This window comes from Antarcticimicrobium luteum, from assembly GCF_004358185.1.
Lineage (GTDB): Bacteria > Pseudomonadota > Alphaproteobacteria > Rhodobacterales > Rhodobacteraceae > Antarcticimicrobium > Antarcticimicrobium luteum.
This window is the reverse complement of record NZ_SMUV01000072.1, coordinates 234,472-260,395: the sequence shown is the minus strand read 5'-3', so window position 1 is coordinate 260,395 and position 25,924 is coordinate 234,472. Positions and strand designations below refer to the sequence as shown.

23 protein-coding genes are annotated in these 25,924 nt (G+C 67.8%); 14 read left to right on the top strand and 9 right to left on the bottom strand.

Features of this window, described 5'->3' with window-relative positions:
- The first annotated feature begins 7 nt into the window (after positions 1-7).
- From E1832_RS18370 to E1832_RS18315, 12 genes are all read left to right on the top strand, one after another.
- Positions 8-247: a DUF2484 family protein gene (locus tag E1832_RS18370; protein WP_133361222.1), complete on the top strand. Its 240-nt coding sequence runs from the start codon at positions 8-10 to the stop codon at positions 245-247.
- The gene (locus E1832_RS18365) at positions 244-498 is read left to right on the top strand and encodes a DUF2484 family protein (RefSeq protein WP_133361221.1); all 255 of its coding nucleotides are present in this window, start codon (positions 244-246) and stop codon (positions 496-498) included. The genes E1832_RS18370 and E1832_RS18365 overlap by 4 nt, the downstream gene beginning before the upstream one ends.
- 165 nt (positions 499-663) lie before the next feature.
- Entirely contained in the window at positions 664-1,605 is a 942-nt protein-coding gene (murB, locus tag E1832_RS18360) for a UDP-N-acetylmuramate dehydrogenase (protein WP_133361220.1), read from the top strand.
- A gap of 134 nt (positions 1,606-1,739) precedes the next feature.
- Positions 1,740-2,633 (top strand): D-alanine--D-alanine ligase, encoded by an 894-nt coding sequence (locus E1832_RS18355; RefSeq protein ID WP_245514041.1) that lies wholly within the window; start codon positions 1,740-1,742, stop codon positions 2,631-2,633.
- The gene (locus tag E1832_RS18350) at positions 2,621-3,526 is read left to right on the top strand and encodes a cell division protein FtsQ/DivIB (protein WP_133361218.1); all 906 of its coding nucleotides are present in this window, start codon (positions 2,621-2,623) and stop codon (positions 3,524-3,526) included. The genes E1832_RS18355 and E1832_RS18350 overlap by 13 nt, the downstream gene beginning before the upstream one ends.
- Positions 3,527-3,529: 3 nt before the next feature.
- Entirely contained in the window at positions 3,530-4,864 is a 1,335-nt protein-coding gene (gene ftsA, locus E1832_RS18345) for a cell division protein FtsA (RefSeq protein ID WP_133361217.1), read from the top strand.
- A 413-nt stretch (positions 4,865-5,277) separates the two neighbouring features.
- The gene (gene ftsZ / locus E1832_RS18340) at positions 5,278-6,933 is read left to right on the top strand and encodes a cell division protein FtsZ (protein ID WP_133361216.1); all 1,656 of its coding nucleotides are present in this window, start codon (positions 5,278-5,280) and stop codon (positions 6,931-6,933) included.
- Positions 6,934-7,146: 213 nt separating this feature from the next.
- On the top strand, positions 7,147-8,067 hold the full coding sequence (lpxC, locus tag E1832_RS18335; protein ID WP_133361215.1) for a UDP-3-O-acyl-N-acetylglucosamine deacetylase: 921 nt from the start codon (positions 7,147-7,149) through the stop codon (positions 8,065-8,067).
- 128 nt (positions 8,068-8,195) lie between these two features.
- Complete coding sequence (locus E1832_RS18330; protein WP_133361214.1) at positions 8,196-9,038, top strand: outer membrane protein assembly factor BamD; 843 nt, start codon at positions 8,196-8,198, stop codon at positions 9,036-9,038.
- Positions 9,039-9,074: 36 nt separating this feature from the next.
- On the top strand, positions 9,075-10,718 hold the full coding sequence (recN, locus tag E1832_RS18325; RefSeq protein ID WP_133361213.1) for a DNA repair protein RecN: 1,644 nt from the start codon (positions 9,075-9,077) through the stop codon (positions 10,716-10,718).
- A gap of 219 nt (positions 10,719-10,937) precedes the next feature.
- On the top strand, positions 10,938-12,623 hold the full coding sequence (locus E1832_RS18320; RefSeq protein ID WP_133361212.1) for a chloride channel protein: 1,686 nt from the start codon (positions 10,938-10,940) through the stop codon (positions 12,621-12,623).
- A gap of 182 nt (positions 12,624-12,805) precedes the next feature.
- Entirely contained in the window at positions 12,806-13,993 is a 1,188-nt protein-coding gene (locus E1832_RS18315) for a calcium-binding protein (protein WP_133361211.1), read from the top strand.
- Positions 13,994-14,105: 112 nt separating this feature from the next.
- Here the strand turns inward: E1832_RS18315 and E1832_RS18310 are convergent, their stop codons facing one another.
- The 6 genes from E1832_RS18310 to cobS form a co-directional block, all read right to left on the bottom strand.
- Complete coding sequence (locus tag E1832_RS18310; RefSeq protein ID WP_133361210.1) at positions 14,106-14,450, bottom strand: DUF427 domain-containing protein; 345 nt, start codon at positions 14,448-14,450, stop codon at positions 14,106-14,108.
- A gap of 133 nt (positions 14,451-14,583) precedes the next feature.
- Positions 14,584-16,374 (bottom strand): aminopeptidase P family protein, encoded by a 1,791-nt coding sequence (locus E1832_RS18305; protein ID WP_133361209.1) that lies wholly within the window; start codon positions 16,372-16,374, stop codon positions 14,584-14,586.
- Positions 16,375-16,787: 413 nt separating this feature from the next.
- Positions 16,788-18,662: a cobaltochelatase subunit CobT gene (cobT, locus tag E1832_RS18300; RefSeq protein WP_133361208.1), complete on the bottom strand. Its 1,875-nt coding sequence runs from the start codon at positions 18,660-18,662 to the stop codon at positions 16,788-16,790.
- Between the two features lie 194 nt (positions 18,663-18,856).
- Complete coding sequence (locus tag E1832_RS18295; RefSeq protein ID WP_133361207.1) at positions 18,857-19,285, bottom strand: hypothetical protein; 429 nt, start codon at positions 19,283-19,285, stop codon at positions 18,857-18,859.
- Between the two features lie 92 nt (positions 19,286-19,377).
- A complete protein-coding gene (locus E1832_RS18290) occupies positions 19,378-20,043 on the bottom strand; it encodes an aspartate/glutamate racemase family protein (protein WP_133361206.1) in 666 nt (221 codons plus the stop codon).
- A gap of 300 nt (positions 20,044-20,343) precedes the next feature.
- Positions 20,344-21,330 carry a cobaltochelatase subunit CobS gene (cobS, locus tag E1832_RS18285; RefSeq protein WP_133361205.1) on the bottom strand — a complete coding sequence of 329 codons (987 nt, stop codon included), beginning with the start codon at positions 21,328-21,330 and terminating at the stop codon, positions 20,344-20,346.
- 287 nt (positions 21,331-21,617) lie between these two features.
- Here cobS and E1832_RS18280 point away from each other — a divergent pair, with 287 nt between their 5' ends.
- Complete coding sequence (locus tag E1832_RS18280; RefSeq protein WP_133361204.1) at positions 21,618-22,187, top strand: fasciclin domain-containing protein; 570 nt, start codon at positions 21,618-21,620, stop codon at positions 22,185-22,187.
- A gap of 159 nt (positions 22,188-22,346) precedes the next feature.
- On the opposite strand, the gene E1832_RS18275 is transcribed toward E1832_RS18280, so the two are convergent.
- Complete coding sequence (locus tag E1832_RS18275; protein WP_133361203.1) at positions 22,347-22,973, bottom strand: DnaJ domain-containing protein; 627 nt, start codon at positions 22,971-22,973, stop codon at positions 22,347-22,349.
- A 108-nt stretch (positions 22,974-23,081) separates the two neighbouring features.
- On the opposite strand from E1832_RS18275, the gene E1832_RS18270 reads away from it, so the two are divergent.
- Complete coding sequence (locus tag E1832_RS18270) at positions 23,082-23,339, top strand: BolA family protein (RefSeq protein ID WP_133361202.1); 258 nt, start codon at positions 23,082-23,084, stop codon at positions 23,337-23,339.
- 73 nt (positions 23,340-23,412) lie between these two features.
- Here E1832_RS18270 and E1832_RS18265 read toward each other — a convergent pair whose 3' ends face one another.
- The gene (locus E1832_RS18265; RefSeq protein ID WP_133361201.1) at positions 23,413-23,874 is read right to left on the bottom strand and encodes a DUF4177 domain-containing protein; all 462 of its coding nucleotides are present in this window, start codon (positions 23,872-23,874) and stop codon (positions 23,413-23,415) included.
- Positions 23,875-24,102: 228 nt separating this feature from the next.
- Positions 24,103-25,845 carry a serine protease gene (locus E1832_RS18260; protein ID WP_133361200.1) on the bottom strand — a complete coding sequence of 581 codons (1,743 nt, stop codon included), beginning with the start codon at positions 25,843-25,845 and terminating at the stop codon, positions 24,103-24,105.
- Positions 25,846-25,924 lie beyond the last annotated feature (79 nt).

Below are 25,924 nucleotides of genomic sequence, written 5' to 3'. Positions count from 1 at the left end.
TGGCGGGATGAGCGCGCCGGTGATCGCCGCCAGCCTCTGGGTGCTGGCCGGGGCGGGGATCGCGTTTCTGCCGCTGCGGTGCCAGTACCTGCCCGGCGGGCTGCTGCTGCTTAGCGCGCCGGGGCTGCTGGTCTGGCTCGGAGCGGTGTACGGGATCTGGATCGCGCTGGCCGCGCTGCTGGCGGTGCTGTCGATGTTCCGCCGCCCGCTTGGGCATCTGGCGCGCCGGGCGTGGGGGCGGCAATGACGCCGTCGCTGATCCTAGCCTGTCTCTGGGCGGTTGCGGCCAATCTCACCGCCATGCTGCCCAGCCGCGACAACCACTGGCGCGCCGCCTGTGCGCTGACGGCGCTGGGCATTCCGCTGCTGGGCTATGTGACCTATGAAAACGGGCCGTGGATCGGGCTGCTGGTGCTGGGCGCGGGGATCTCCGTGCTGCGCTGGCCGGTATTCTACCTGACCCGCTGGCTGCGGCGACGCCCGGGCGGCGGGGACTGAACGAAAGAAACCGGCATGGTCTTTCTGTCACCTAAAATATCGCTGCCCGAGGCTCCGGCCATTGGCCGCCGCGCATTGGTCCGAAAGGGCGGCGCGGCGCGGGAATTCCGCCGGCCCCTGCCGCGACGGCTTGTTCCGGCGCGCGGGCGGCGGTAGCAGAGGGCCATGACCTATGACCTTCCCCAGGTGCGCGGGCGGCTGACCCGGCACAAGCCGCTTTCCGAGCTGACCTGGCTGCGCGTGGGCGGGCCGGCGGATGCGCTGTTCCAGCCCGCCGACGAGGCCGATCTGGCCGATTTCCTCGCCGCGCTCGATCCGAAGGTGCCGGTGTTCCCGATGGGCGTCGGCTCCAACCTGATCGTGCGCGACGGTGGATTGCGGGCGGTGGTGATCCGGCTCGGGCGCGGCTTCAACACGATCGCCGTGGACGGCAACCTTGTCACCGCCGGTGCCGCGGCGCTGGACGCCCATGTGGCGAAAAAGGCCGCCGAGGCGGGCGTCGATCTGACCTTCCTGCGCACGATCCCGGGCTCCATCGGCGGCGCGGTGCGGATGAACGCGGGCTGCTACGGCTCTTATGTGGCCGATGTCCTGGTCTCGGCCCGCGCGGTGACGCGGGGCGGCGAGATTGTCACGCTCACCGCACCCGACCTGAACTTCCGCTACCGGCAGAGCGATCTGCCGGACGGCATGGTGCTGATCGAGGCCACGCTCCAAGGCGCCCCGGGCGATCCCGATGCGCTGCTGGCGCGGATGGAGGACCAGTTGCGCAAGCGCGACGAGAGCCAGCCGACGAAGGAACGCAGCGCCGGCTCGACCTTCCGCAATCCTGCCGGGTTCTCCAGCACCGGGCGCGCCGATGACGTGCATGACCTCAAGGCCTGGAAAGTGATCCAGGATGCCGGCATGCGCGGTGCCCGGCAGGGCGGCGCGCAGATGAGCGAGAAACACGCCAATTTCCTCATCAACACCGGCGGCGCGACCGCCGCCGATCTCGAAGGACTGGGCGAAGCGGTGCGAAAAAAGGTTTACCAAACCAGCGGCATAACGCTAGAATGGGAAATCATGCGGGTGGGCGAGCCAGAAGGTGGGCCAGCCGCGGAGTAACACCCGATCACGACACCCCGCAGGCACAAAGGGGGCGTGGAATCCGGGGAAGAAACACGGGCCGCAAAGGTCCGGGGACATTGAGGCACAACGTGGGTCAGTCGAGCGGAAAGACCCCCTTTGTTGCGGTATTGATGGGCGGACCCTCTGCTGAACGCGAGGTGTCGCTGTCCACTGGGCGCGAATGCGCCGCCGCGCTGCGGGGAGAGGGCTATGAGGTGGTCGAGCTGGATGCCGGCCCGGACCTCTGCGAGCGCTTGCATGAAATTGCCCCCGATGTCGTCTTTAACGCGCTGCATGGCCGCTGGGGCGAGGACGGTTGCGTCCAGGGCATGCTGGAATGGCTGCGCATTCCATATACCCATTCGGGCGTTCTGGCCTCGGCCCTGGCGATGGACAAGGAACGTAGCAAACAGGTGTTCCGCACCGCCGGCCTGCCGGTGGTCGAGGGCGTGATCGTCGACAAATCGGCGGTCGAGGCGGCCCATGTGATGGCACCGCCCTATGTGGTCAAACCCAACAACGAGGGCTCGTCGGTCGGTATCTATATCGTGCAGGAGAGCGCCAACACCCCGCCCCGGCTGGATGCGGCGATGCCGGCGCAGGTGATGGTGGAGCAATATGTCCCGGGCCGCGAGTTGACCACAACGGTGGTCGGCGGCGACGACACCGACCCCGGCGCGGCGACGGTTACCGACATCCTGACCGACGGCTGGTACGATTATGACGCCAAGTACAAGCCCGGCGGCTCGCGCCATGTGGTGCCCGCCGAGATCCCGCGCGAGATTTTCGATCTGTGTCTCGATTACGCGCTGCGCGCCCATCGGGCGCTGGGCTGTCGCGGCGTCAGCCGCACCGATTTCCGCTGGGACGAGACGCGCGGCGCCGACGGGCTGTTCCTGCTCGAGGTCAACACCCAGCCGGGCATGACGCCGACCTCGCTCAGTCCCGAACAGGCGGGCGAAATCGGCATGACCTTCGGTCAGCTCTGCGCCTGGCTGGTGGAGGACGCCTCATGCAACCGGTAGGCGGCGTGACCCGGCCCCATCCTCATGCGCGCGCCCACGCTCGCCCGGATCCGGCGCCGTCGCGGCTGAAATACCGGATGCAGCGCTGGCTGCTGACGCCGGGCATCCGGCTGGGGCTGCGTGTCGGTGTGCCCTTTTGCCTGTGCTTCGCGCTCGGCTCGGCCTTCATGGCCGACCCGCAGCGGCGCGATGCGCTGACGCTGTTCATGTCGGATCTGCGCGCCTCGATCCAGGAACGGCCGGAATTCATGGTCGGACTGATGGCGATCGACGGCGCCGGGCGCAACCTGTCCGAGGATATCCGCGAGGCGGTTGCGCTGGATTTTCCGGTCAGCTCCTTTGATCTGGACCTGGAACAGATCCGCCAGCGGATCATCGAGCTCGACCCGGTCGAGACGGCCGCGGTGCGGATCCGCCCCGGCGGCATCCTGCAGGTGGACGTGACCGAACGGCAGCCGGCGGTGGTCTGGCGCAGCCGCAGCGGCCTGTCGATGCTGGATGAGACCGGGGCGCATGTGGACAATCTGGTGTCGCGCACGGCGCGGCCCGAACTGCCGCTGATCGCGGGGCAGGGGGCCGATCGCGCGGTGGCCGAGGCCTTGCGGCTGATCGGCGCGGCGCGCCCCCTGGCGGACCGGTTGCGCGGCCTGGTGCGGGTGGGCGAGCGGCGCTGGGACGTGGTGCTGGACCGGGGCCAGCGCATCCTGTTGCCCCCCGACAAACCGGTGCGCGCGCTGGAGCGGGTGCTGGCCCTGAACGAGGTGCGCGACCTGCTGGAGCGCGACGTGACGGTGGTCGACATGCGCCTGCGCGCGCGGCCCACGGTGCGGATGACCGGCGCCGCGGTCGAGGACTGGTGGAAAATAAGAAGAATAAACGGATACGGGCAGTAGCAAATGACCGACCTCTATCAATCCCAAAGGGCGATGCGGCAGATGCGCCGCCAGGCGATGCAGCGCGGGGTGATCGCGATCCTCGATGTGGGCAGCTCCAAGATCGCCTGCCTGATCCTGCGGTTCGACGGCACCGCCAGACTGAGCGAGGACAATTCCATCGGCTCGCTGGCCGGGCAGAGCGGGTTCCGCGTGGTCGGCGCGGCGACCACCCGTTCGCGCGGGGTGCAGTTCGGCGAGATCACCGCCATGCAGGAGACCGAGCGCGCCATTCGGACCGCCCTGCAGGCGGCGCAGAAGATGGCCGAGATCCGCGTCGATCACGTGATCGCCTGTTTCTCGGGGGCAAATCCGCGCTCCTACGGGCTCGACGCGACGGTGGAGCTTGAGGGCCAGGTGGTGACCGAGTCCGAGATCGCCCGTGTCCTGGCCGCCTGCGAGGTGCCCGAATACGGCACCGGCCGCGAGGTGCTGCACGCCCAGCCGGTGAACTTCGCGCTCGACAACCGCTCGGGCCTGATCGATCCGCGTGGCCAGCTCGGCCATAACCTGGCCGTCGACATGCACATGCTGACGGTGGATGCCGCCGCGATTCAGCACCTGGTCCACTGCATCAAGCGTTGCGATCTGGAACTGGCCGGGATCGCCAGCTCGGGCTATGTCTCGGGCATCTCGGCGCTGGTCGAGGACGAGCAGGAACTGGGCGCGGCCTGCATCGACATGGGCGGCGGCAGCACCAGCATTTCGATCTTCATGAAAAAGCACATGATCTATGCCGATTGCGTGCGCATGGGCGGCGATCACATCACCGGCGACATCTCGATGGGCCTGGGCGTGCCGATGGCCAATGCCGAACGGATCAAGACCTTTTGCGGCGGGGTCCATGCCACCGGCGCCGACGACCGTGACATGATCGACATCGGCGGCGATACCGGCGACTGGGAACATGACCGCCGCACCGTCAGCCGCGCCGAGCTGATCGGAATCATGCGCCCGCGCGTCGAGGAGATCCTGGAAGAGGTGCGCCTGCGGCTCGATGCCGCCGGCTTCGATCACCTGCCCAGCCAGCAGATCGTGCTGACCGGCGGATCGAGCCAGATCATGGGGCTGGACGGGCTGGCCAGCCGTATCCTCGGCCAGCAGGTGCGCCTCGGCCGGCCGCTCCGGGTCCACGGGCTGCCGCAATCGGCCACCGGGCCGGGGTTTGCCGGTGCGGTGGGGCTGGCGCTCTTCGCGGCGCATCCCCAGGACGAATGGTGGGATTTCGAGGTGCCGGTCGACCGCTATCCGGCGCGCTCGCTGCGGCGCGCGGTCAAATGGTTCCGCGACAACTGGTGAGCGGGGCGGCGACCGGAACACCGGGCGGAAACCGCGGCGGTTTTAGGTGGTCTGAACGACACCCGCATGATATCGTTTTGAACAAGTCACACGGTTGAGAGGTGGCTGGGAGGGTCGAGCAGGGACCCCGCACAATTTGGACCACGGGCCGGCGCCAGCCGCGTCATGCCCCGTCATGTCCTGTCGCGCACCGGTTTTTTGCCGGGGCCTATTATTGCGTGCGCTTGAACACGCAATATCTGGACCCCTTGGCAAGATGCCGCCGGTGGGCGCTATTTTTTCGCCATATTTTGTGTGAATCTCTTGTTTTCTTGGTGACCTTGCGCTGTGATACCGCTATTATCCCATGAAGGCAGATCCGTCCGGCAGAGACGGTGGCGTGACCTAAACGATTGTGAACAGGCGGACAGAGCATGACATTGAACCTTTCGATGCCCGGACAGGAAGAACTGAAACCGCGGATCACCGTTTTCGGCGTCGGGGGCGCGGGCGGCAACGCCGTCAACAACATGATCGAAAAGGCGCTTACGGGCGTCGAGTTCGTCGTCGCCAATACCGACGCCCAGGCGCTGCAGCAAAGTCATGCCGGCAACCGGGTGCAACTGGGCGTCAAGGTGACCGAGGGGCTGGGCGCGGGCGCCCGCGCCAGCGTCGGCGCCGCGGCGGCCGAGGAAAGCATCGAACAGATCGTCGATCATCTGGCCGGCTCGCACATGTGCTTCATCACCGCCGGCATGGGCGGCGGAACCGGCACCGGCGCCGCCCCGATCATCGCCCAGGCGGCGCGTGAGCTGGGTGTGCTGACCGTCGGCGTGGTCACCAAGCCGTTCCAGTTCGAGGGCCTCAAGCGGATGCGCCAGGCCGAGGATGGCGTCGAGGCGCTGCAAAAGGTCGTCGATACGCTGATCATCATTCCGAACCAGAACCTGTTCCGGCTTGCTAACGAAAAGACGACCTTCACCGAGGCCTTCTCGATGGCCGACGACGTGCTCTACCAGGGCGTCAAGGGCGTGACCGACCTGATGGTGCGTCCGGGGCTGATCAACCTCGATTTTGCCGACGTGCGCGCGGTGATGGACGAGATGGGCAAGGCGATGATGGGCACCGGCGAGGCCGAGGGCGAGGATCGCGCGATCCAGGCCGCCGAAAAGGCGATCGCCAACCCGCTGCTCGACGAAATCAGCCTCAGGGGCGCCCGCGGCGTCCTGATCAACATCACCGGCAGCCATGATCTGACCCTGTTCGAGCTGGACGAGGCCGCCAACCGCATCCGCGAAGAGGTGGATCCGGAGGCCAACATCATCGTCGGCTCGACCCTCGACACCGACATGGAGGGCATGATGCGCGTCAGCGTCGTGGCCACCGGTATCGACGCCTCGGACGTGCATAGCGATATTCCGGTGCCGCGCCGGCCGCTGTCGCAGCCGCTCAAGCAGAAGGTTTCCGCCGAAGAGAGCCGGCAGCCGCAGGCGCCGCTGGAACTGGAAACGCCGATCGTCGCCGAGACCCCGGTCGAGCCGATGGCCCCCGCCGCAGCCGCCGAGCAGACCCCGGAGCCCAATCTGTTCGAGGCGCTGGACGAGCCCGCGCCGCAGCAGGAAGCGGGCTATCCGGACAGCGGCTATGCCGCCGACGAGGCCACGCAGCACGACGACGGCCTGCCGCCGCCAGCTTACCGTCCCGAAGAGCCGGTGTTCGATCCGCGCGCCGAGGCCGGGACCGACGAGATGGAGAGCTACGTCGCGCCGCGCGCGCCTGCACCCGGCACGCCCTCGCCCGAGGCGCTGGCCCGGCTGCATGCCGCCGCCCGCAACGCGCCGCGCGCGCCGCAGCAGGGTCACCACGAACCCGCCGCCGCGCCGCAGGAAAAGGGCCGCTTCGGCTTCAACCGCCTGATCGACCGGATGACCGGCCACGCCGCCGACACCCCTGCGGGTGGCCTCGCGCAGGCGGCGCGCCAGCAGCCGTCGCTGCACCGCGCCGAAGGTGCGGCACAGCCGGCAGCGGAACCGGACCAGGACCAGGACCGGATCGAAATTCCCGCCTTCCTGCGCCGCCAGGCGAACTGAAACCGAACAAACTGACGCAGCGAAAGGCCGCCCCTTGGGGCGGTCTTTTCTGTTTTATTACAGTGGGTTGGTTTGGGGTAGGCGGGGTTTTGCCGAAATGTTTCAGGGATGTTTCATTCAGTTACAAAGATTGAGTTGAGCCGACAGGGGCGGGCCATTACTTCGTGTGCACCGGCGCTGGGGATCGCCGGAAACCACGGTAAGAGGCCGGATTTGCAACATACGCTCAGAACTTCGGTGACCTTCAAGGGGGTTGGCCTGCACTCGGGCGAACCGGCCACGATGGTGATCCGCCCGGCTGCGGCAGGCTACGGCATCTGGTTCAAGCGGACCGACATTGCGATCGGCGATGCCTTGATCCCGGCGATCTACGACGCGGCGGAACATGCGCCGCTCTGCACCCTGCTGGTCAATGCCGCCGGCGTTTCCGTTTCCACCGTCGAACATGTGATGGCCGCGCTGGCCGGCTGCGGCGTGCACAACGCGCTGATCGAGATCGACGGTCCCGAGATTCCGATTCTGGACGGTTCGGCCGCCCCCTTCGTGCGCGGCATCATGGCGCGCGGCGTGCAGCCCCAGGCCAGCCCGGTGCTGGCCTACGAGGTGATGCACCCGGTCACCGTCGAACGCGACGGCGCCCGCGCAACGCTGAAACCCGCCGACCGCCTGAAGATCGAGTTTCATATCGACTTCGTCGATGCCGCCATCGGGCAGCAAAGCAAGATGCTCGATATGGACAACGGCGCCTTCGCGCGCGAGCTCTGCGACAGCCGCACCTTCTGCCGCCGCGCCGACGTCGAGCGGATGCATGAAAACGGCCTCGGCCTCGGCGGTACGCTGGAAAACGCGGTGGTGGTGGACGGCGACGTCATCCTGACCCCGGGCGGGCTGCGCCACGAGGACGAGGCGGTGCGCCACAAGATGCTCGACGCACTGGGCGATCTGGCGCTGGCCGGCGGCCCGATCCTGGGCCATTACGTGGGCGAGCGTGCGGGCCACACCCTGACCAACGCGCTGCTGCGCGAATTGTTCAGCACACCCGGCGCCGTGCGCCCGGTTCTGTGCGACGAGGCGACCGCCGCGCGGCTGCCCGGCAAGGGGCTGGTCTGGGCCGAGATTCCCCAGGTCGCCTGACCCCGGGGGCATCGCGGCCACGGCCCTGAACGCAAGCGCGTTTAAGGCGTTTTGCACCGGAAACTATTGTGCTAGACCGAGCCTCAAACAGGTGGAACGCCTGGCAAGGACGATGAGGATTGGCAAGCATGATCGGCGGCAGGTCGGGAATAAAGGTCATCGGGGCGTTCATTCTGATGGCCTTCTTGGCCGCCTGCGGTGGCGGGCCAGTGGACAAGTCCCAGAACCTCGAAGGGTTCACCCCGGAACAGATCTATGATCGCGGCGAGTTTGAGCTGACACGCGGCCGCACCGGCGATGCCGCCTGGTATTTCTCCGAGATCGAGCGGCTCTATCCCTATTCCTCCTGGGCCAAGCGCGCACTGATCATGCAGGCGTTCTCCTATCACAAGGGACAGGATTATCCCGAAAGCCGCGCCGCAGCGCAGCGCTATATCGACTTCTATCCCACCGACGAGGAAGCGGCCTATGCCCAGTATCTGCTGGCGCTGTCCTATTATGACCAGATCGACGAGGTCGGACGCGATCAGGGACTGACATTCCAGGCGCTGCAGGCGCTGCGCACGGTGATCGAGGTTTATCCCAACAGCGAATACGCCACGCCGGCGATGCTGAAATTCGACCTTGCCTTCGACCATCTGGCGGCAAAGGAGATGGAGGTGGGCCGCTACTACCTGCGCAAGAAACAGTTTGCCGCGGCGACCAACCGGTTCCGCGTTGTGGTCGAGGATTTCCAGACCACCACCCACACCGCCGAGGCGTTGCACCGTCTGGTCGAGGCCTATCTCTCGCTGGGCCTGACCGACGAGGCGCAGACCGCCGGGGCGATCCTCGGCTACAACTACCAGGGCTCCGAATGGTATCAGGACAGCTACAAACTGCTGACCGCGCGCGGGCTCAAGCTCAAGGACAAGGGCAACAACTGGCTCAGCCAGATCTACCGACAGTCGGTGCAGGGGAAATGGCTCTGATCGGCATGCGGTCTGACGGGAATTGGGGCCGGCGCCATGCTGCGGTCGCTTGACATCCACGACATGCTCATCATCGACCGGCTGGAGTTGAACTTCCAGCCGGGTCTCAACGTGCTGACCGGCGAGACCGGCGCGGGCAAGTCGATCCTGCTCGATTCGCTGGGCTTCGTGCTGGGCTGGCGCGGCCGGGCCGCGCTGGTGCGTCAGGGCGCCGAGCAGGGCGAGGTGGTGGCGGTGTTCGATCTGGCCGCCGGGCATCCGGCCCATGAGGTGCTGGCGCAGGCAGGGCTGCCGGGCGGGGACGAGCTGATTCTGCGCCGCGTCAACGACGCCTCCGGGCGCAAGACGGCCTGGGTCAATGACCGGCGCTGCTCGGGCGAGGTGCTGCGCGCGCTGTCCGATACGCTGGTCGAACTGCATGGCCAGCAGGATGACCGCGGGCTGCTGAACCCGCGCGGGCACCGCACCATGCTGGACGCTTTCGGCGGGCTCGACGTCGCCGCCGTGCGGGGCGCCTGGCGGACCCTGCAACGGGCCAGGGCGGCGGTGGACGAGACACAGGCGGCGCTGGACTCGGTCCGCGAGGAAGAGGATTTTCTGCGCCACTCGGTGCAGGAACTCGACAGCCTCGCCCCGGCGCCCGGCGAGGATGCCGATCTGGACACCGCCCGTCGCCGCATGCAGGGCGCCGAGCGCATTCGCGGCGATGTCGACCGCGCCTTTGCCCTGCTGGGCGGCGACGGGGCCGAGGCGGCGCTGGGGCAGGCGCTGCGATGGCTCGAAGGGGTGGCGCAGGACGACGCCGCGGCGCTGGAGACGCCCATTGCCGCGCTGGGCCGGGCCATGGTCGAACTGGGCGAGGCGCAGGACGGCGTGCAACGCTGCCTGGAGGGGCTGGATTTCAATCCCGCCGAACTTGAACAGATCGAAGAACGGCTGTTCGCCGTTCGCGCCCTGGCGCGCAAGCACGGGGTTCTGCCAGACGACCTGGCCGGGTTCGCCGAGACCCTGCGCGCGCGGCTGGCGGCGCTGGACGCCGGCGAGAGCGATCTTGAGGACAAGCGCGCCGCCCTGGCCGCCGCGCAAACCGCCTATGACGCCGCCGCCGCCGCGCTCAGCGCGGCGCGGGCCGAGGCGGCAGGACGGCTGGACCGGGCGGTGATGGCGGAACTGGCGCCGCTGAAAATGGAACGCGCGGTGTTCGAGACCCGCCTCACCCCCGCCGAGCCGGGGCCGGAGGGGGTCGATGCGGTGGCTTTCACCGTCGCCACCAACCCCGGCGCCCCGGCCGGACCGCTGGACAAGATCGCCTCGGGCGGCGAACTCAGCCGTTTCCTACTGGCGCTCAAGGTCTGCCTGACCGGCGTCGGCAGCGGCGTCACCATGATCTTCGACGAGATCGACCGCGGGGTGGGGGGCGCCACGGCGGATGCGGTGGGCCGCAGGCTTGCCGCGCTGGCCGACGGCGGACAGGTGCTGGTGGTGACCCACTCGCCGCAGGTGGCGGCCCGGGGGGCGCATCACTGGCGGGTGGAGAAACGGGTGAGCGAGGGGCTGACGCTCTCCACCGTGACGCCGCTGGCACCCGAGGCGCGGATCGACGAGATCGCCCGCATGGTCGCCGGTGACACCATCACCGACGAGGCCCGCGCGGCCGCCCGGGCGTTGCTGACCGTTTGACGGCGCGGACGCCGGACCTGCCGTCATCGCAGCGCCGCCCGATGGGATCCGGGCCATCGGCCAAAACTTCAGGTCCGCTCCCGTTTCCACAGGCCAACCTGCCCTAATCGCACCGAAATTCCCGGTTTTCCACACCGCCGCCACAGTCCGGGCGGGCAGGCCACTTTCCGCCGCGCCCGCATTGTCCTAAACAGGGGCAGACCCAAGCAACGGATGCCAATGGCCGATCCCAGCCGCCCGATCCTCGCCCGGACAATCGACCAGGCCCGCGCCGCCGTCGGCGACGGCTGGCATATCCTGCGCACCCGCGGGCCCAGCCAGATCCAGTTCTGGTTCATCGCGCTGACGATCGGCGTCGCCGCCGGTTTCGCCGCGCTGGGGTTCCGGCAGGCGATCGACGGGCTGCAGGCCTGGCTGTACGGCACCGGCGACGTGCAGCACCTGCATACCTATGCCGAGCACCTCGCCTGGTACTGGATCTTGCTGATCCCGATCCTCGGCGGGCTGATCGTCGGCCTGATCCTGCATCATTTCACCCCCGACGGGCGGGTGCGCGCGGTGGCCGACGTGATCGAGGGCGCAGCGATGAGCGACGGACGGGTGGAAAAGCGCGAGGGGCTTGCCTCGGTCGCAGCCTCGCTGATCACGCTGGGCACCGGCGGCTCGTCCGGGCGCGAGGGGCCGGTCGTGCACATGGCCGGGGTGATCTCCACCTGGATCAGCAACCGTATCCGCGCCGACGGGATCACCGGGCGCGATCTGCTGGGCTGCGCCGTGGCCGCCGCCGTCTCGGCCAGTTTCAACGCCCCCATCGCCGGCGCCCTCTTCGCGCTCGAGGTGGTGCTGCGTCACTTCGCGGTACATGCCTTCGCCCCCATCGTCATCGCCTCGGTCGCCGGCACGGTGATCAGCCGGCTGAACTATGGCGACGTGACGGAATTCGTCCTGGCCACCCCCGGGTCGCTGCAATTCTATGTCGAACTGCCCGCCTTTCTGATCCTCGGACTGATCTGCGGGCTGATCGCGGTGCTGCTGATGCGCGGCATCTTCCTGGCCGAGGATGTCGGCAACCGGGTGCAGGACCGGCTGCGCCTGCCGCGCTGGCTGCGCCCGGGCATCTCCGGCGCCCTGCTGGGGGCGATGGCGATCTTTTTTCCCCATATCATCGGCGTGGGCTACGAGACGACCAGCCTGGCGCTGTCCGGCGCCTTTCCGCTGCGCGAGGCGATCCTGTTCGCGCTGGTCAAGGCGGTGGCGGTCTCGATCACCTTCGGCGGGCGGATGGGCGGCGGGGTGTTCTCGCCCTCGCTGATGGTGGGGGCGCTCTCGGGTCTGGCCTTCGGGCTGGTCGCCACCGGGCTGCTGCCCGATGTCTCGGGCACCCACACGCTCTATGCATTTGCCGGTATGGGCGCCGTGGCCGCCGCCGTTCTGGGCGCGCCGATATCGACCACGATGATCGTGTTCGAACTGACCGGCGACTGGCAGATCGGCATCGCGGTGATGGCCTCGGTCAGCCTGTCGACCGCACTGGCCTCGCGGCTGGTCGACCGGTCCTTCTTTCTCACCCAGCTGGAGCGGCGCGGCATCCACCTGGCCGCCGGGCCGCAGGCCTATCTGCTGGCGATGCTGCGCGCCGGCGCGGTGATGCGCCCGGTCTCCGACCCCCGCTGCGCCGAAGAGGGGCCCTGCCGCGAGATGGTCGAGCAGGGGCTCTGCATCGAGGCCAGCGCAACGCTCGAGGCGGCGATGCCGATTTTTGATCGCGCGGAGGTTGATTTCGTGCCTGTGATTCTGCGCGCGGAAGGAGAAGAGGCGGAAATTCTCGGGGCGCTTTACCAAATTGACGCTCTCAAGGCCTATAACCGCGCACTCGCCGCCACGGCGGCCGAGGAACATTCCTGACAGTTCGGAAACAGTTACGGCGCATACCGCACATTGTCCTGCGCGTTTCGAACTATTTCATAGCGATCCGCGGTTTTCCCCAAAAGATATCGAAATCCTCTGGGCGCTTCGGCCGAAGATGCTACAATTAGTTAACAAAATGTAAATTAGTAGTCTGCCGCGACAGAACCGGAGTTCCTTTCATGCCCGCAATTGATCCCATCCTCACTTCCGATCTCCAGGCCTTCACCGTCAGCGAAAGCGGCGCCTCCATCGTGCTGACCGGAACCAGCGGCGACGACCTGCTGATCGGTACCGGCGGCGACGACGTGATCAACGGCGGCGACGGCGATGACGAGATTCGCGGCTATGGCGGCGACGACAGCCTGCGCGGTGGCAACGGAAACGATTTCCTCAACGGCGCCGGCGACAATGACGAGCTGCGCGGCCATCTCGGCAATGACACCCTTTCGGCCGGGCCCGGCGACGACTACGCCGAGGGCGGCTATGGCAACGACATCATCTGGGGCCACGACGGCAACGACGTGCTGTACGGCGGCTTTGGCGACGACAAGATCGGCGGCGGCGACGGCGACGACCGGATCTGGGGCGACGACGGCAACGACAACCTGTCCGGCAGCACCGGCGCGGACCGGATCGCTGGCAACGCCGGCGACGACACCATCCGCGGCGGCGAAGACGCGGACAAGATTCTCGGTGGCCTCGGCGCGGACGATCTTTATGGGGATGACGGCGTCGACACGCTTTCCGGCGGCGGCGGCGCGGATTATCTCAATGGCGGCTATGGCAACGACACCCTGTTCGGCGGCAACGGGAAAGACACGCTGATCGGCAGCGTCGGCAACGACCATCTGTTTGGCGGCAAGAAGGCCGATACGCTCGACGGCGGCGCCGGCGACGACCGGCTGCGCGGCGAGAAGGGCGGCGACAGGCTCGATGGGGGCACCGGCGACGACATACTGCGCGGCGGGCTGGGCGACGACACCCTGGGCCAGGAACTGCTCAAGGCCGGCGGCGCCGACATGGGCGCCGATCAGACCTATGGCGGCGGCGGCGACGACACCCTGGTCGGGGATTATGACGATGTTCTGTTCGGCGGCGCAGGCACCGACACCTTCATCCTGGTCGGCTCCGGCCCCTATGCGGCGGGCATCGACGATTTCGATCTGGCGGCAGGCGAAACGGTCACGCTGCTGGCGGCGGACGGCAGCGGCTACAGCGCCGCTGATCTGGCCGCCAACGTGACGCTGGCCGCCAGCACGAGCGGCCTGGGCACCGTGCTCTCCTATGACGGGCACGAGGTCGTCTTTCTCGACGGCGTCACCGTCGACGCGCTCGAAGCCAGCTCCGACTGGCTGCTGCCCGGCTGATCGGACCCGCGACCCCGGCGGCTGCGCCGGGGCCTCGGAAACGGCAAAACGCCCCGGACCGAATGGCCGGGGCGTTTCCGCATTCTCTGCCATGCTGCCGCAAGGCAGGCGTTCAGATCTGTTCCACCTTGACGCTGTCGCTGGTGTAAAAGGCCAGATGATCCTTGATCTCGGCCAGCGCCTCCGGCGGGTTCTCATAGGTCCAGACCGCGTTTTCCGCGACCGATGACTTGTTGACGATGGAATAGTAATTGGCATCGCCCTTGTGCGGGCAATGGGTCACCTTGTCGGTGCGGTCGAGAAAGGCCATCGCAATATCTTCGCGCGGGAAATAGATCACCGGGGGAAGATCGCCCTCGCTCAATTCCAGCGCGTTGCTCGTCTCCCCCAGCACCGCGCCGCCCGAGCGTACCGTCCACAGCCCCGGCACCTTGCGGATCCTGATTTTCACTGCCATCTTTCGTCCTTCCCGAATATTCTCGTTCATCTCTTTGCTTGGCCGCGCTTTGTAACATGCCGGTGTCAGTGCCGTCACGCCTTTGGCGCGGCTGCGGCAATCCCCCGCGTCAGGGCAATCCGTCGCGCTTCGGTCAGAGCGGCGCGGTCGCCGCCTTCAGCCAGTCCCGCGCGGCGTCTCCGACCCGCGGCGCGATCTTTTCCGCGACCGCGGCGTGATAGGCGTCGATCCAGCCGCGCTCATCCGCCGTCAGCATCTCCACCACGATCAGCCGCCGGTCGATCGGCGCAAAGGTCAGCGTGCGCCAGCACAGCATCTCGCGCTCTGCATCGCCGCCGGGCAGGGCCGGGGCGGGTTCCACCACGATCAGGTTCTCGATGCGGATGCCAAAGCCGCCCTCGCGGTAATAGCCCGGCTCGTTCGACAGGATCATCCCCGGCTCCAGCGGCACGTCGCTGACCCGGCTCAGCCGCTGCGGCCCCTCGTGCACGCTCAGATAGGCGCCGACGCCATGGCCCAGCCCGTGGTTGAAATCCTGGCCCGCCATCCACAGCGGCAGCCGCCCCACCGCCTCGATATGCTGACCCGCCAGCCCCTTTGGCCAGCGCAGCCGCGACATTGCGATCATGCCCTGCAACACGCGGGTGAAACAGGCGCGTTCCTCTGCCCCCACCGCGCCGATGCCGATGGTGCGGGTGATGTCGGTGGTGCCGTCCAGGTATTGCCCGCCGCTGTCCAGCACCAGCAGATGGCCCGCCTCCAGCCGGCTGTCACTCTCCTCGGTCACCCGGTAATGCATCACCGCGCCGTTGGGCCCGGTGCCGGCGATGGTCTCAAACGAGATGTCCTGCAGCGCGTTGTCGCGCCGCCGGACCGCCTCAAGCCGCATCACCACGTCGATCTCGGTCAGGCTGCCGGGGTCCTGCGCGTCGAGCCAGCACAGCAGCTCCACCATCGCAGCGCCATCGCGCAGATGCGCCTCGGCGGCCCCTTTGATCTCGGCCGCGTTCTTGCGCGCCTTGGGCAGGGCGCAGGGCTCTTCGCCATAGACGGCCTTGTCGCCCAGCACATCGGCCAGCCGCTGCGGCGCGGTCGATTTGTCCAGCCGCACCGGCCCCTCCAGCGCGGCCAGCCGGTGGAGAAAGGCGGCAGGCTCCGCCACCGTGACGCCATCGCCCAGATGATCGCCCAGATCCTTCAGCTTGCCCGGGGCCATGAACAGCTCCACCCGCCCGTCGTCGTGCAGAATGGCAAAGCCATGGGCGACCGGGTTGCGCGGGATATCCGCGCCGCGGATGTTGAGCAGCCACATGATCGAATCCGGCAGCGTGATCGCGGCGGCCCGGTGCCCGGCCGCGCGCAGCCCCCCGGCCAGCCGCGCGCATTTGGAGGCAGCGGTTTCACCCGCAAATTCAATCGGATGCGCCTTGACGGGCTGCATCGGCACCGGCGGTTGATCCTCCCAGATCCGGTCCACCAGATTGTCGCTGCGCACCATCTCGACGCCCGTGCCGTCCAGCGCCGCTGTCGTCCGCCCGATCTCGGCCACGGTGTGCAGCCAGGGGTCATAACCCACGCGGCCGCCCTGCGGCAGCTGCGCCTTCAGCCAGTCGGCCAGCTGCACCTCGGGCCAGGGCACCGGCGTGAATTCCGCGGCGACCTGGGCCTTGACCTGGGTGCGATAGCGCCCGTCGATGAACACGCCGGCCACCTCGCGCAGCGCGGCGCAGAACCCGGCCGATCCGGTGAACCCGGTCAGCCAGGCCAGCCGCGCGTCATGGTCGGCGACATATTCGCCCTGATGCGCATCGGCCCGCGGCACCAGAAACCCGTCCAGCCCCTCGGCCTCCAGCTCAGCCCGCAACAGCGCCAGCCGCGGCGGCCCCTGTTCGGGCCGGGCGGTCACGTCGAATGTCTGGAACATGGGGCCTCCTGTCGGTCACTTGCCTGCCGGCGCGGATCATGGGGCCTGCCTGGGGGAGAGGCAAGGGCGGGGCGGGGAGAGGGGCCCGTCCCCCCTGCTTCTTCTCTCTTCAAATACTCCCGCCGGGCTATGCTCCCCTGCGCGGGCTCAAGGCCGAAGGCCGCCGCTTGGTCGACGTGGGCGCGCCGATCAGATGTTGTCCGGATTTGGCTGCCATAAAGCGCACCGATCAAAGGTTTCTGCGCCGATCCACGGTCCGGCGCCTGCGCGGCTTGGTCTTTGTTGGGGGCGAAATGGGCTGGAGACCTTCCCTAGGCGCATATTTCCGCACCGCAGTCCCAGGATCGCCGCGACGAAAAAGGGCGGCCCGATCCCTCGCGCCGCCCCTCAAATCCTGGCGCTAAAGGCCCGCCTCAGCTCGCCTTGCGGATCCCCATGATCCGCGCCCGCGCCCGCGGATCGCTGTCGAACAGCGCCGCCAGTTGCTCGGTCATGGCGCCGGCCAGCTGGTCGACGTCGGTGATGGTCACCGCCCGGTCGTAGTAGCGGGTCACGTCATGGCCGATGCCGATCGCCAGCAGCTCCACCATCTTGCGCTTTTCCACCATGGCGATGACGTCGCGCAGGTGCTTTTCCAGGTAGTTCGCCGGGTTCACGCTGAGCGTGGAGTCGTCCACCGGCGCCCCGTCGGAGATCACCATCAGGATCTTGCGCTGCTCGCGCCGCCCGACCATCCGCCGGTGCGCCCATTCCAGCGCCTCGCCGTCGATGTTTTCCTTCAGCAGGCCCTCTTTCATCATCAGGCCCAGATTGTCGCGCACCCGCCGCCAGGGCGCATCCGCGCTCTTGTAGATGATGTGGCGCAGATCGTTCAGCCGCCCCGGCTGCTGCGGCCGCCCATCGTTCAGCCAGGCCTCGCGCGCCTGACCGCCCTTCCAGGCGCGGGTGGTAAAGCCAAGGATCTCGACCTTCACGTCGCAGCGCTCCAGCGTGCGCGCCAGCACGTCGGCGCAGATCGCCGCGATCGAGATCGGCCGCCCCCGCATCGAGCCGGAGTTGTCCAGCAGCAGCGTCACCACGGTGTCGCGGAACTCGGTATCCTTCTCGCGCTTGAACGACAGCGGCGTCGTCGGGTTGGCCACCACGCGGGCAAGACGGCCCGCATCCAGCGTGCCCTCCTCCAGATCGAATTCCCAGCTTCGGTTCTGCTGCGCCTGCAAGCGCCGCTGCAGCTTGTTGGCCAGCCGCCCGACGGCGCCCTTCAGCGGCTCCAACTGCTGGTCGAGATAGGCGCGCAGCCGCTCCAGCTCGGCCGGTTCGGCCAGATCCTCGGCGGCGATCTCTTCGTCATGGGTCGGCAGGTAGACCCGGTAATCGGGATCGGCCTCCGAGGGCGGCGGCGGCGCGGGCGGCTCCTGCGGGGCCTCGCCGTCGGGCAGTTCGGCCTCCTCGCCCATCTCGTCCTCGGCATCCTCGTCCATGCTGACCTGGGCCTGCGCCTGGTCCTGCTGCTCGTCCTGGGATTGCTCGGGGTCGGCCTCGGCCGTCTGGTCGTCCTGATCCTCCTGGCCGGCGCTGTCGTCGGGCTGCTCGTCGGCGTCCTCCTCGGCCTCGTCCTGCTGGTCCTGATCCTGGCTGTCGGGATCTTCGCCCAACTGGTCGGCATAGCCCAGATCGGAAATGACCTGGCGGGCAAAACGGGCGAATTCGGACTGATCCTCAAGCTTGTCCTTGACCTCGTCCAGGGTGCCGCCGGCCTGCTCCTCGATGAACCCGCGCCACAGGTCCATGACGTTCTGCGCGCCTTTGGGCATGGCGCGGCCGGTGGCCAGGTGCCGGATCAGGTAGCCGGCCGCGGCCGGCAGCGGCGCCTCCGAGGCATCACTCATACTGTCATAGCCGCGGCGCAGGGCCTCGTTGGCGATCTTGGCGTCGATATTGCCGGCGGTGCCGGGCATGTCGCGCGCGCCCATCGCCTCGCAGCGGGCGGTCTCCATCGCCTCGTAAAGATCGCGCGCCATGTCGCCCGGCGGCGCATAGCGGGCGTGCACCGCTTCGTCGTGGTACTTGCGGTGCAGCGCCAGCGCATCCGCGGTGCCGCGCGCCAGCAGCACCTCCTCGCGGGTCATCCGGCGGCTGACCTGCGGCAGGCGCATGCTCTCGCCGGACAGGCCCGAGGGATCGACCGTATAGCTCACGGTCAACTCGGGGTCGTTGGCCATCACCTTGGTGGCCTCGGCCAGCGCCTTCTTGAACGGATCGGCGGGGTTGTCGGCGGATTTGCTCATGCGGGGTCTTGTCCGGTCGCTTGCATATTCGCGCAACCTAGAACCATTCCCCCGCCTTGACCATAGGGGGCGGCGATTTGCGCCGCCGCGGCAGCGTTTGAAGGATTTGAGCTGCTGAGTTCAGGCAAAGCTGGGCGGCCCCCCTGCGGCTGAGCAAAGCCCGCAGCGCGGAACCAAGGCCGCAGGCCGCCGCCTTACCGCACCGGCAACAGAACGCCGCGGCAGGCGGCGATGCGCGCCTCGACCGCGATCAGCGCGCGTTCGGCGCGGCTGGCGTCGAAACTGTAATCCACATCGGCCAGCAGTCCGGCCACCTCGCCCCAGCCCCGGCCGCGCCAGACCCGGTCGTGTCCGGGCGGCACGCCGTCGTCCACCGCGTCGGGCATGGTCGCCTCGACCAGGCTCTCGAACGCCCGGGCAAGCTGTGCGTTGCCGTCGGCCCCGGCCTCGTTCAGCGCACGTTGCCTGGTGGCGAGCGCGGCCAGACGGCCGGAGCAGGTGGCAAAGATTTCGGCCCGCTCGAAGGCGCGGGCGGGGAGGGCGGCGGCATTGGCCACCCAGAGCAGGAGGCAGAGCCCGGACAGGGCCGCCCCCCGCCGGAGGGGAGAGGTCGCAGCTGTCATGTAACGAGTTTATGACGGCGGCGGCCTCAGTCAATATTGTATATACAAAAGATGTGCAGAAGATAGTAATTGCACATCACTTTTCGCGCGGTTTAACCGCTGGTGGCAAGCGCGACCAGATGCTCCACATGCACCTGCAACCCATCCACCACCGCAAAGCCCGGCTCGTGGCCGTAAAAGGCCAGCCCCAGATCGGTGCCCGCCAGCACCACCGCCTGCGCCCCGCGCGCCACCATCTCGCGGCCGGCCTCAAAGAACAGCGCCCGCTGATCCTCGGTGCAGATGCCCGACAGCGCGCTTGCGATATAGGCCTCATGCACCGCCTCGGGGTCCGCCGGCGCCAATGTGCGGGTCTGCTCCATCTGACCGTAGAGCCCGCTGGTTGTCACCTGCCGCGTGCCCAAGAGCCCGACGCAGGACAGGCCCCGTGCCGCGCAATAGCCGTCGATCGGCGCCACCGCGCTGATCAGGGGCAGGGGGCTGATCGCCTCAGTCTCCGCATAACAGAAATGCCCGCCCAGAGAGGTGATCGAGCCCGCATCCGCCCCCGCTCCCTTCAGCTGGGCCAGATGCCGGGCATAGATCTTTGCCTGCACCGCGCGGTCATCGGTAGCGGCATTGGCCGCCAGCGTATTCACATCCGCATGAGCGATGGTCAGCTCCAGCGGCCGCCCCATGGCGCGAAACGCCGCCACCAGCCGCTCATAGTAAACCACCGTCGCCGCCGGGCCGATGCCCCCGATCAGACCGATATGCATGGGATGCTCCTTATCCTGAACCGCGCGCCGCGAGATTAGAGCGCGCGCCGGGCGATCCGCAATGGCGATCATCACCGCTCCGCCCGGCGTTTTCGCCGGGCCGGGCGCTGCCCTATGGCTCCGTGTGTGGAATGTATTTCGCGGACCGCCCCTGCCCATCCTTGCGCTCAGAGATCTGGTCGGTGCCACGGGCGCAACGAGAGTGTGGCCCGGCAAAAACGAAAAGGGCGCCGGCCACCTCCGGCCCGCGCCCCTGATCTTTGCATCGGTCGGTGTATCGGGGCCTTGACCCCTCCGGGCTTACCCCAGCGCGGTGCTCGCCGCGCTTTCGGGCAGTTCCTCGTCGAAACAGCGCTGATAGAACTCGGCCACCGTCTGCCGCTCCAGCTCGTCGCATTTGTTGAGGAAGGTCAGCCGGAAGGCATAGCCCACGTCGCGGAAGATTTCCGCGTTCCAGGCCCAGTTGATCACCGTCCGCGGGCTCATCACCGTGCTGAGATCGCCGTTCATGAAGGCGGTCCGGGTCAGATCGGCCACCGTCACCATCTGGCTGACGATCTTGCGGCCCTTCTCGGTGTTGAAATGCGGCGCCTTGCCCAGAACGATCGCGGTTTCCGCATCATGGCTGAGATAGTTCAGCGTCGCCACCAGCGACCAGCGGTCCATCTGCGCCTGGTTGATCTGCTGCACCCCGTGATAAAGCCCGGTGGTGTCGCCAAGGCCGACCGTGTTGGCGGTGGCGAACAGTCGGAAATAGGGATGCGGGGTGATGATCTCGTTCTGGTCCAACAGCGTCAGCTTGCCGTCATGCTCCAGCACCCGCTGGATCACGAACATCACATCCGCCCGCCCCGCATCGTATTCGTCGAACACGATGGCGACCGGGTTGCGCAGCGCCCAAGGCAGGATGCCCTCGTGGAACTCGGTCACCTGCTTGCCGTCGCGCAGCTTGATCGCGTCCTTGCCGATCAGGTCGATGCGGCTGATATGGCTGTCCAGGTTGACCCGCACGGCGGGCCAGTTCAGCCTTGCGGCGACCTGCTCGATATGGGTCGATTTACCGGTGCCGTGATAGCCCTGGATCATCACCCGGCGGTTATGGGAAAACCCCGCCAGGATCGCCAGCGTGGTATCGGGATCGAATTTATAGGTATGGTCGATCTCGGGCACCCGGTCGGTCGGCTCGGCAAAGCCCTTCACCGTCATGTCCGTGTCAATGCCGAACACATCGCGCACCGAAACGGTTTCGGTGGGCTTTGCGTTGTACTCCGTCGCGCCGTCAGCCATCTGCCAGTCCTTGATCCCTCTGGTGTTCCGCACTCTGGTGCAACATATCGCGGGCAGAGGCAAGGGGAAGGCTCCTCCCCCGAAAACCCCGCGTCACGGCGCCGCGCGGACATTTCGTGTGCGGTTGCGGTCCGGCCTTCCGCGCGCCGGGGCCACGGGCCCTCTCACGCCACCGTGATTCAATTGTGATCGCCGGATGTGAACTTTACCCCCGCCTGCCTCCGTACCCATGGGTGACGCGGCCCCGATGCGGGCGCCGCGCGCAACCTGAAACGGAGGAATCCCGAATGTTCACCAAGACCCTGACCGCCACCACCATCGCCGCCAGCTTCTGCGCCACGCTCGCCTTTGCCGGCAGCCATTCCCAAAGCGGCAACCCGATGGTCGGCGGCGCCGCCATGTTCGCGGACAAGACCATCGTGGAGAACGCCGTGAACTCGGCCGATCACACCACGCTGGTCGCCGCCGTCACCGCCGCGGATCTGGTCGAAACGCTGTCGGGCGCGGGGCCGTTCACTGTCTTTGCCCCCACCAACGCCGCCTTCGACATGCTGCAAAAGGGCACCGTCGAGGATCTGCTGAAGCCCGCGAACAAGGCGGCGCTGCAACAGGTTCTGACCTGCCACGTGGTCGCGACCGAGGCGATGTCGGCAGCGCTCGCCGGCATGATCGCGGATGACGGCGGCACCCACCCGGTGCAGACCGTGGGCGGTTGCACCCTCCAGGCCAGCCTGGCAGGGGACACGATCGCGCTGAAGGACGAGCGCGGCCGCACCGCCAGTGTCACCATCGCGGATGTCAAACAGTCGAACGGGGTGATCCACGTGATCGACACCGTGCTGCTGCCGGCGATGTGACCGAAACGGCAAACGGCAAACGGCAAAACGGCAAACGGCGGCCCGGATATGGGCCGCCGTTTCGCATGAAAAACCGTTTCGCACACAAAACCGGCAGGCGCGACCCGGGGCCGGGTTCGGCATGCCGTTCGACGCGCCGGCCCGCCTGGCGGTTGTGCCTCAATCCTTGAAGTTGCGGCTTTCCCTGATCTGGTCCCAGGCCCAGACCACCTCTTGCAGCTGTTCCTCCTGGCTGCGGTCGCCGCCATTCATGTCCGGGTGCAGCACCTTGATCAGCTTCTTGTAGGCGCGGCGCACCTCGGTCTTGGTCCAGCTGTCCTTGGCTTCCAGGATCTCGATGGCGCGGCGCTCGGTCGGCGGCAGGCGGCGGCCGACGCTGCCGCCCCGGCCGGGATTCTTGGTGGCGTTCTGGCCCAGCACCTGATGCGGATCCTCGATTCCCAGCCGCGCCCAGGCCCGCGCCTCGGGATCGCCCAGGGGCCGGGTGGCGCGTTCCCACACCTTGTCCTTGCTCTGCTGCGCGTTCAGTTCCGCCTCGGTGGTGCCCTCGAAAAAATTCCACTTCTGGTTATATTCGCGCACGTGCTGCTGGCAGAACCACAGATAGTCGTCCAGCACATCCGGCGCCCTCGGCGCACGGAACTTGCCGGCTTCCCGGCAGCCGTCGTGGTCGCAGACCCGGGTCGAGGTTTCCGACGCCCCCGACATGCTGCGCCGCCCGCGGGGGTTGCGTTTCTTGGCGGATGATACCGACATATCGAAGCCGAACGGATCCGGTTTTGACATCGCGCTGCTCCTTTTCGAGGGGGCGTTCTGGACTCGGACGCCAGAGTTTAATCTAAGTGGCGGCAGATAGAAGAGGGGGCGGCGTTTTTTTTGCCGAATGAGCAGAATATGGGTGTAAGCGACGAAATTGAAACCCGGCTTCGGGCGGCCTTTGCCCCCGACGCCCTGGAGGTGATCGACGAAAGCGAGGACCATCGCGGCCATGCGGGGTATCGCGACGGCGGGGAAAGCCATTTCCGCGTGCGCATCCGCGCGCCGGGATTCGCGGGGCAAAGCCGGCTGCAACGCCACCGCGCGGTGCATGCGGCACTGGGCGCCGATCTGGTCGGGCGCATTCACGCGCTGGCGCTGGACATCGACGGCTAGAACCCGGCGCGGCGGGCCCGGTCAGGCAGGGCGTGCCGTCAGGGCCGGGGTCTCAGGCGGGGCCGCCGGCGCCTCAGGCTCCGCTCTTGCCGCCGTCCCCGCCGGTCCCGTCGTCCTCGGCGTCATCTTCGGTATCCTCGACACCGGCGTCCTCGGCCTCCTGCGCCTCTGCCGCGTCATGCAGCGGCGGCTCGGCCGAATCGACCGGCCAGATCGCCGGCGCCCCGGGGGCGGGCGGCGTACCCGGCGCGGCGGGATCGGGCACCGCCATCAGACGCGGCTGGAACGCCTCGACCGCACCCTCGCTCGGGCGGCGGAATACCAGCACGTTGCGCCAGTGCACGGCGGTGCCGGTCAGCCCGCTGCGCTCGTCGCTGGGCAGCAGTTCGGCGCGCAGATATTCCCAGCCCTGCGCGCCCATCTCGTTCAGGACGCTCTCCACCGATAGCGCAAAGCGCGCCTCGGGGCTCTTCACGCCCTTGGCCTTGCGGCCCTTGGCTGGGGCGGGAACCACCTTGTATTCGTAGCGGGGCATTGATTTCCCTTCGATAACCGCGGCCAATCTAACAGCTTGCCGGGCGGGGGAAAGGGGGCACTGACGCCGCCGCCCGGGCGGCGGGCTCCCCCCGGATACGTGCCGCCGGAAAAAGACCGGCCGGAAACAGACCGGGCCGGAATAAAGACCGGGCAGGGCGCGCGCCGACAAAAAAACGCCCGGGCCGTCGCGCAACGGCCCGGGCGCCTGTTCCTTACCCCGCCGGGATCAGTCCCAGCAGCCCACCAGCACGGTCATGCCCAGCGCCAGCTTGCTCAGATCGTCCGGCGGCAGCGGCGCGCCGCTTGCGATCTCCTCGTCGATCTGCACTCCGGCGGCGCCCAGCATGGCGCGGATCGAACCGGTATCGGCGGCAAAGCTCACATCCTCGGGCAGCCGCTGTCCGCCCTTGCCCCGCGGCAGCAGCAGGCCGATGACCCCGCCTGCGGTGTCCAGCACCGGCCCGCCGGCATCGCCCGGCAGCGGCGCCAGCGCCAGTCGCGTCAGCTCCGGCTCGCCGCCCAGCCCCTTGAGGTCGGCCACCGCGCCAAAGGTCAGCGTCGGCGCGCCCAGCACACCTCCATAGGAATAGCCCGAGACCGCGACATCCGATTGCAGCCGCGGCTCGCCTGCGCGCAGGCGGGCCACCGTCATCGGCGCCAGCGGCACCTCCGGGCGCAGCACCGCCAGCCCGCGATCGGCGTCCAGCGCCGCCACCTGCGCCGGATAGTCATGGTCCAGCGTGATCCGCGTACAGCCCTCGACCGCCTCCGCCGTGGTCAGCACCATGCCGGCCGCATCGATGTAAAAGCCCGAGCGCGACCGCTTCGGCTTGCGCACCGTCAGACCCGAGATCAGGTCGACATTCTGCGGCGCATCGGCCCCTGCGGCAGGGTCCAGAACCCCTTCGAGCCGCTGGAAACTGGCCTGCATTTCGGTCAGCACGCGGCGGCGGCGGTCCTCGTCGCCAGCCGGCCAGATCAGGGTAAAGCCCTTGATCTCGCCGCCTTTCAGCGTCGCCTCGGTATGCGATACGATGCCCCTGCCGCGCCCCTCCAGGGTAAAGCTGTTGCCGTCGCGCGACCGCGGCCCCTCCAGCGGTACGATCTCCAGCGTCTGCATGATGTCGTAAAGGCCATAGAGCGTCGCCTGATCGCCCGGCTGGCTGATCAGCAGCACCCGCACATCCAGATCGCCGGTGGCGTCGTAATGGGCAAAGGGCGATTCATAGCGCGAAAAGGCCACCGCCCCCATCGGCATCTGCATGGCGATCCCGGCGCGGCTGTCGGTCCGGTCGCGCATGCCGACACTGATCAGCGGCGCGTTGTATTCGTCCATCAGCGCCTGGCGCTGGCGGGTGGTCAGAACGCCGGTGGGCTCATAGCCGCGCGCGGCCTGCCAGTCCGACATCGCCGCCCGGGTGCCGCGGCCAAAGGCGCCGTCGATCGTCGAGGCATAGAAACCGGCGGCCTTCAGCGCCACCTGCAGCGCCCGGCGGGCACCGGCGTCCAGCGCCTGCTCGCTGCGCCGCGCCTGCGCCGGGGTCTCGTCCGCCGGCATCGGCTCGGGGGCGGGCGCTGTCGCCTGCACCGTCTCGGCCTGGGCCTGGGCCGGTTGCGCCGGCGCCGCGCCATCGTTCAGAACGTTGTCGCCCACCGGCCAGAACTGCTGGCCGAAATTCTCCGACCCCACCACATAGGCGTCCTGCGGGATCTGTCCCTGCAGCCGGTAGATCCGGAGCACTCGCTCGGCGTCCGGGCGGGTATAGGGGCCCAGCGCGATGCCGTACCAGCCGCCGCCCAGAGCGAACCCGTTCACATCGGCCAGGTTGCCGGCAAAGGCGCTGGCGCGTTCGCGCGCGGTGATCAGGCTGGGATGGGCCTCGATCTGGACCCAGGCGGCCTCCTGCGCCAGTGCGGGGCGCAACAGGCCGACGATTGAAATGAGGAACGCGGCAAACAGTCTGTGCATTATCGCTCTCTTGCTGTGGCAAACACAAATATCCCCGCAGATAATCAGGAAACCGGCCTGTTGGCCATGGCTTAAAACG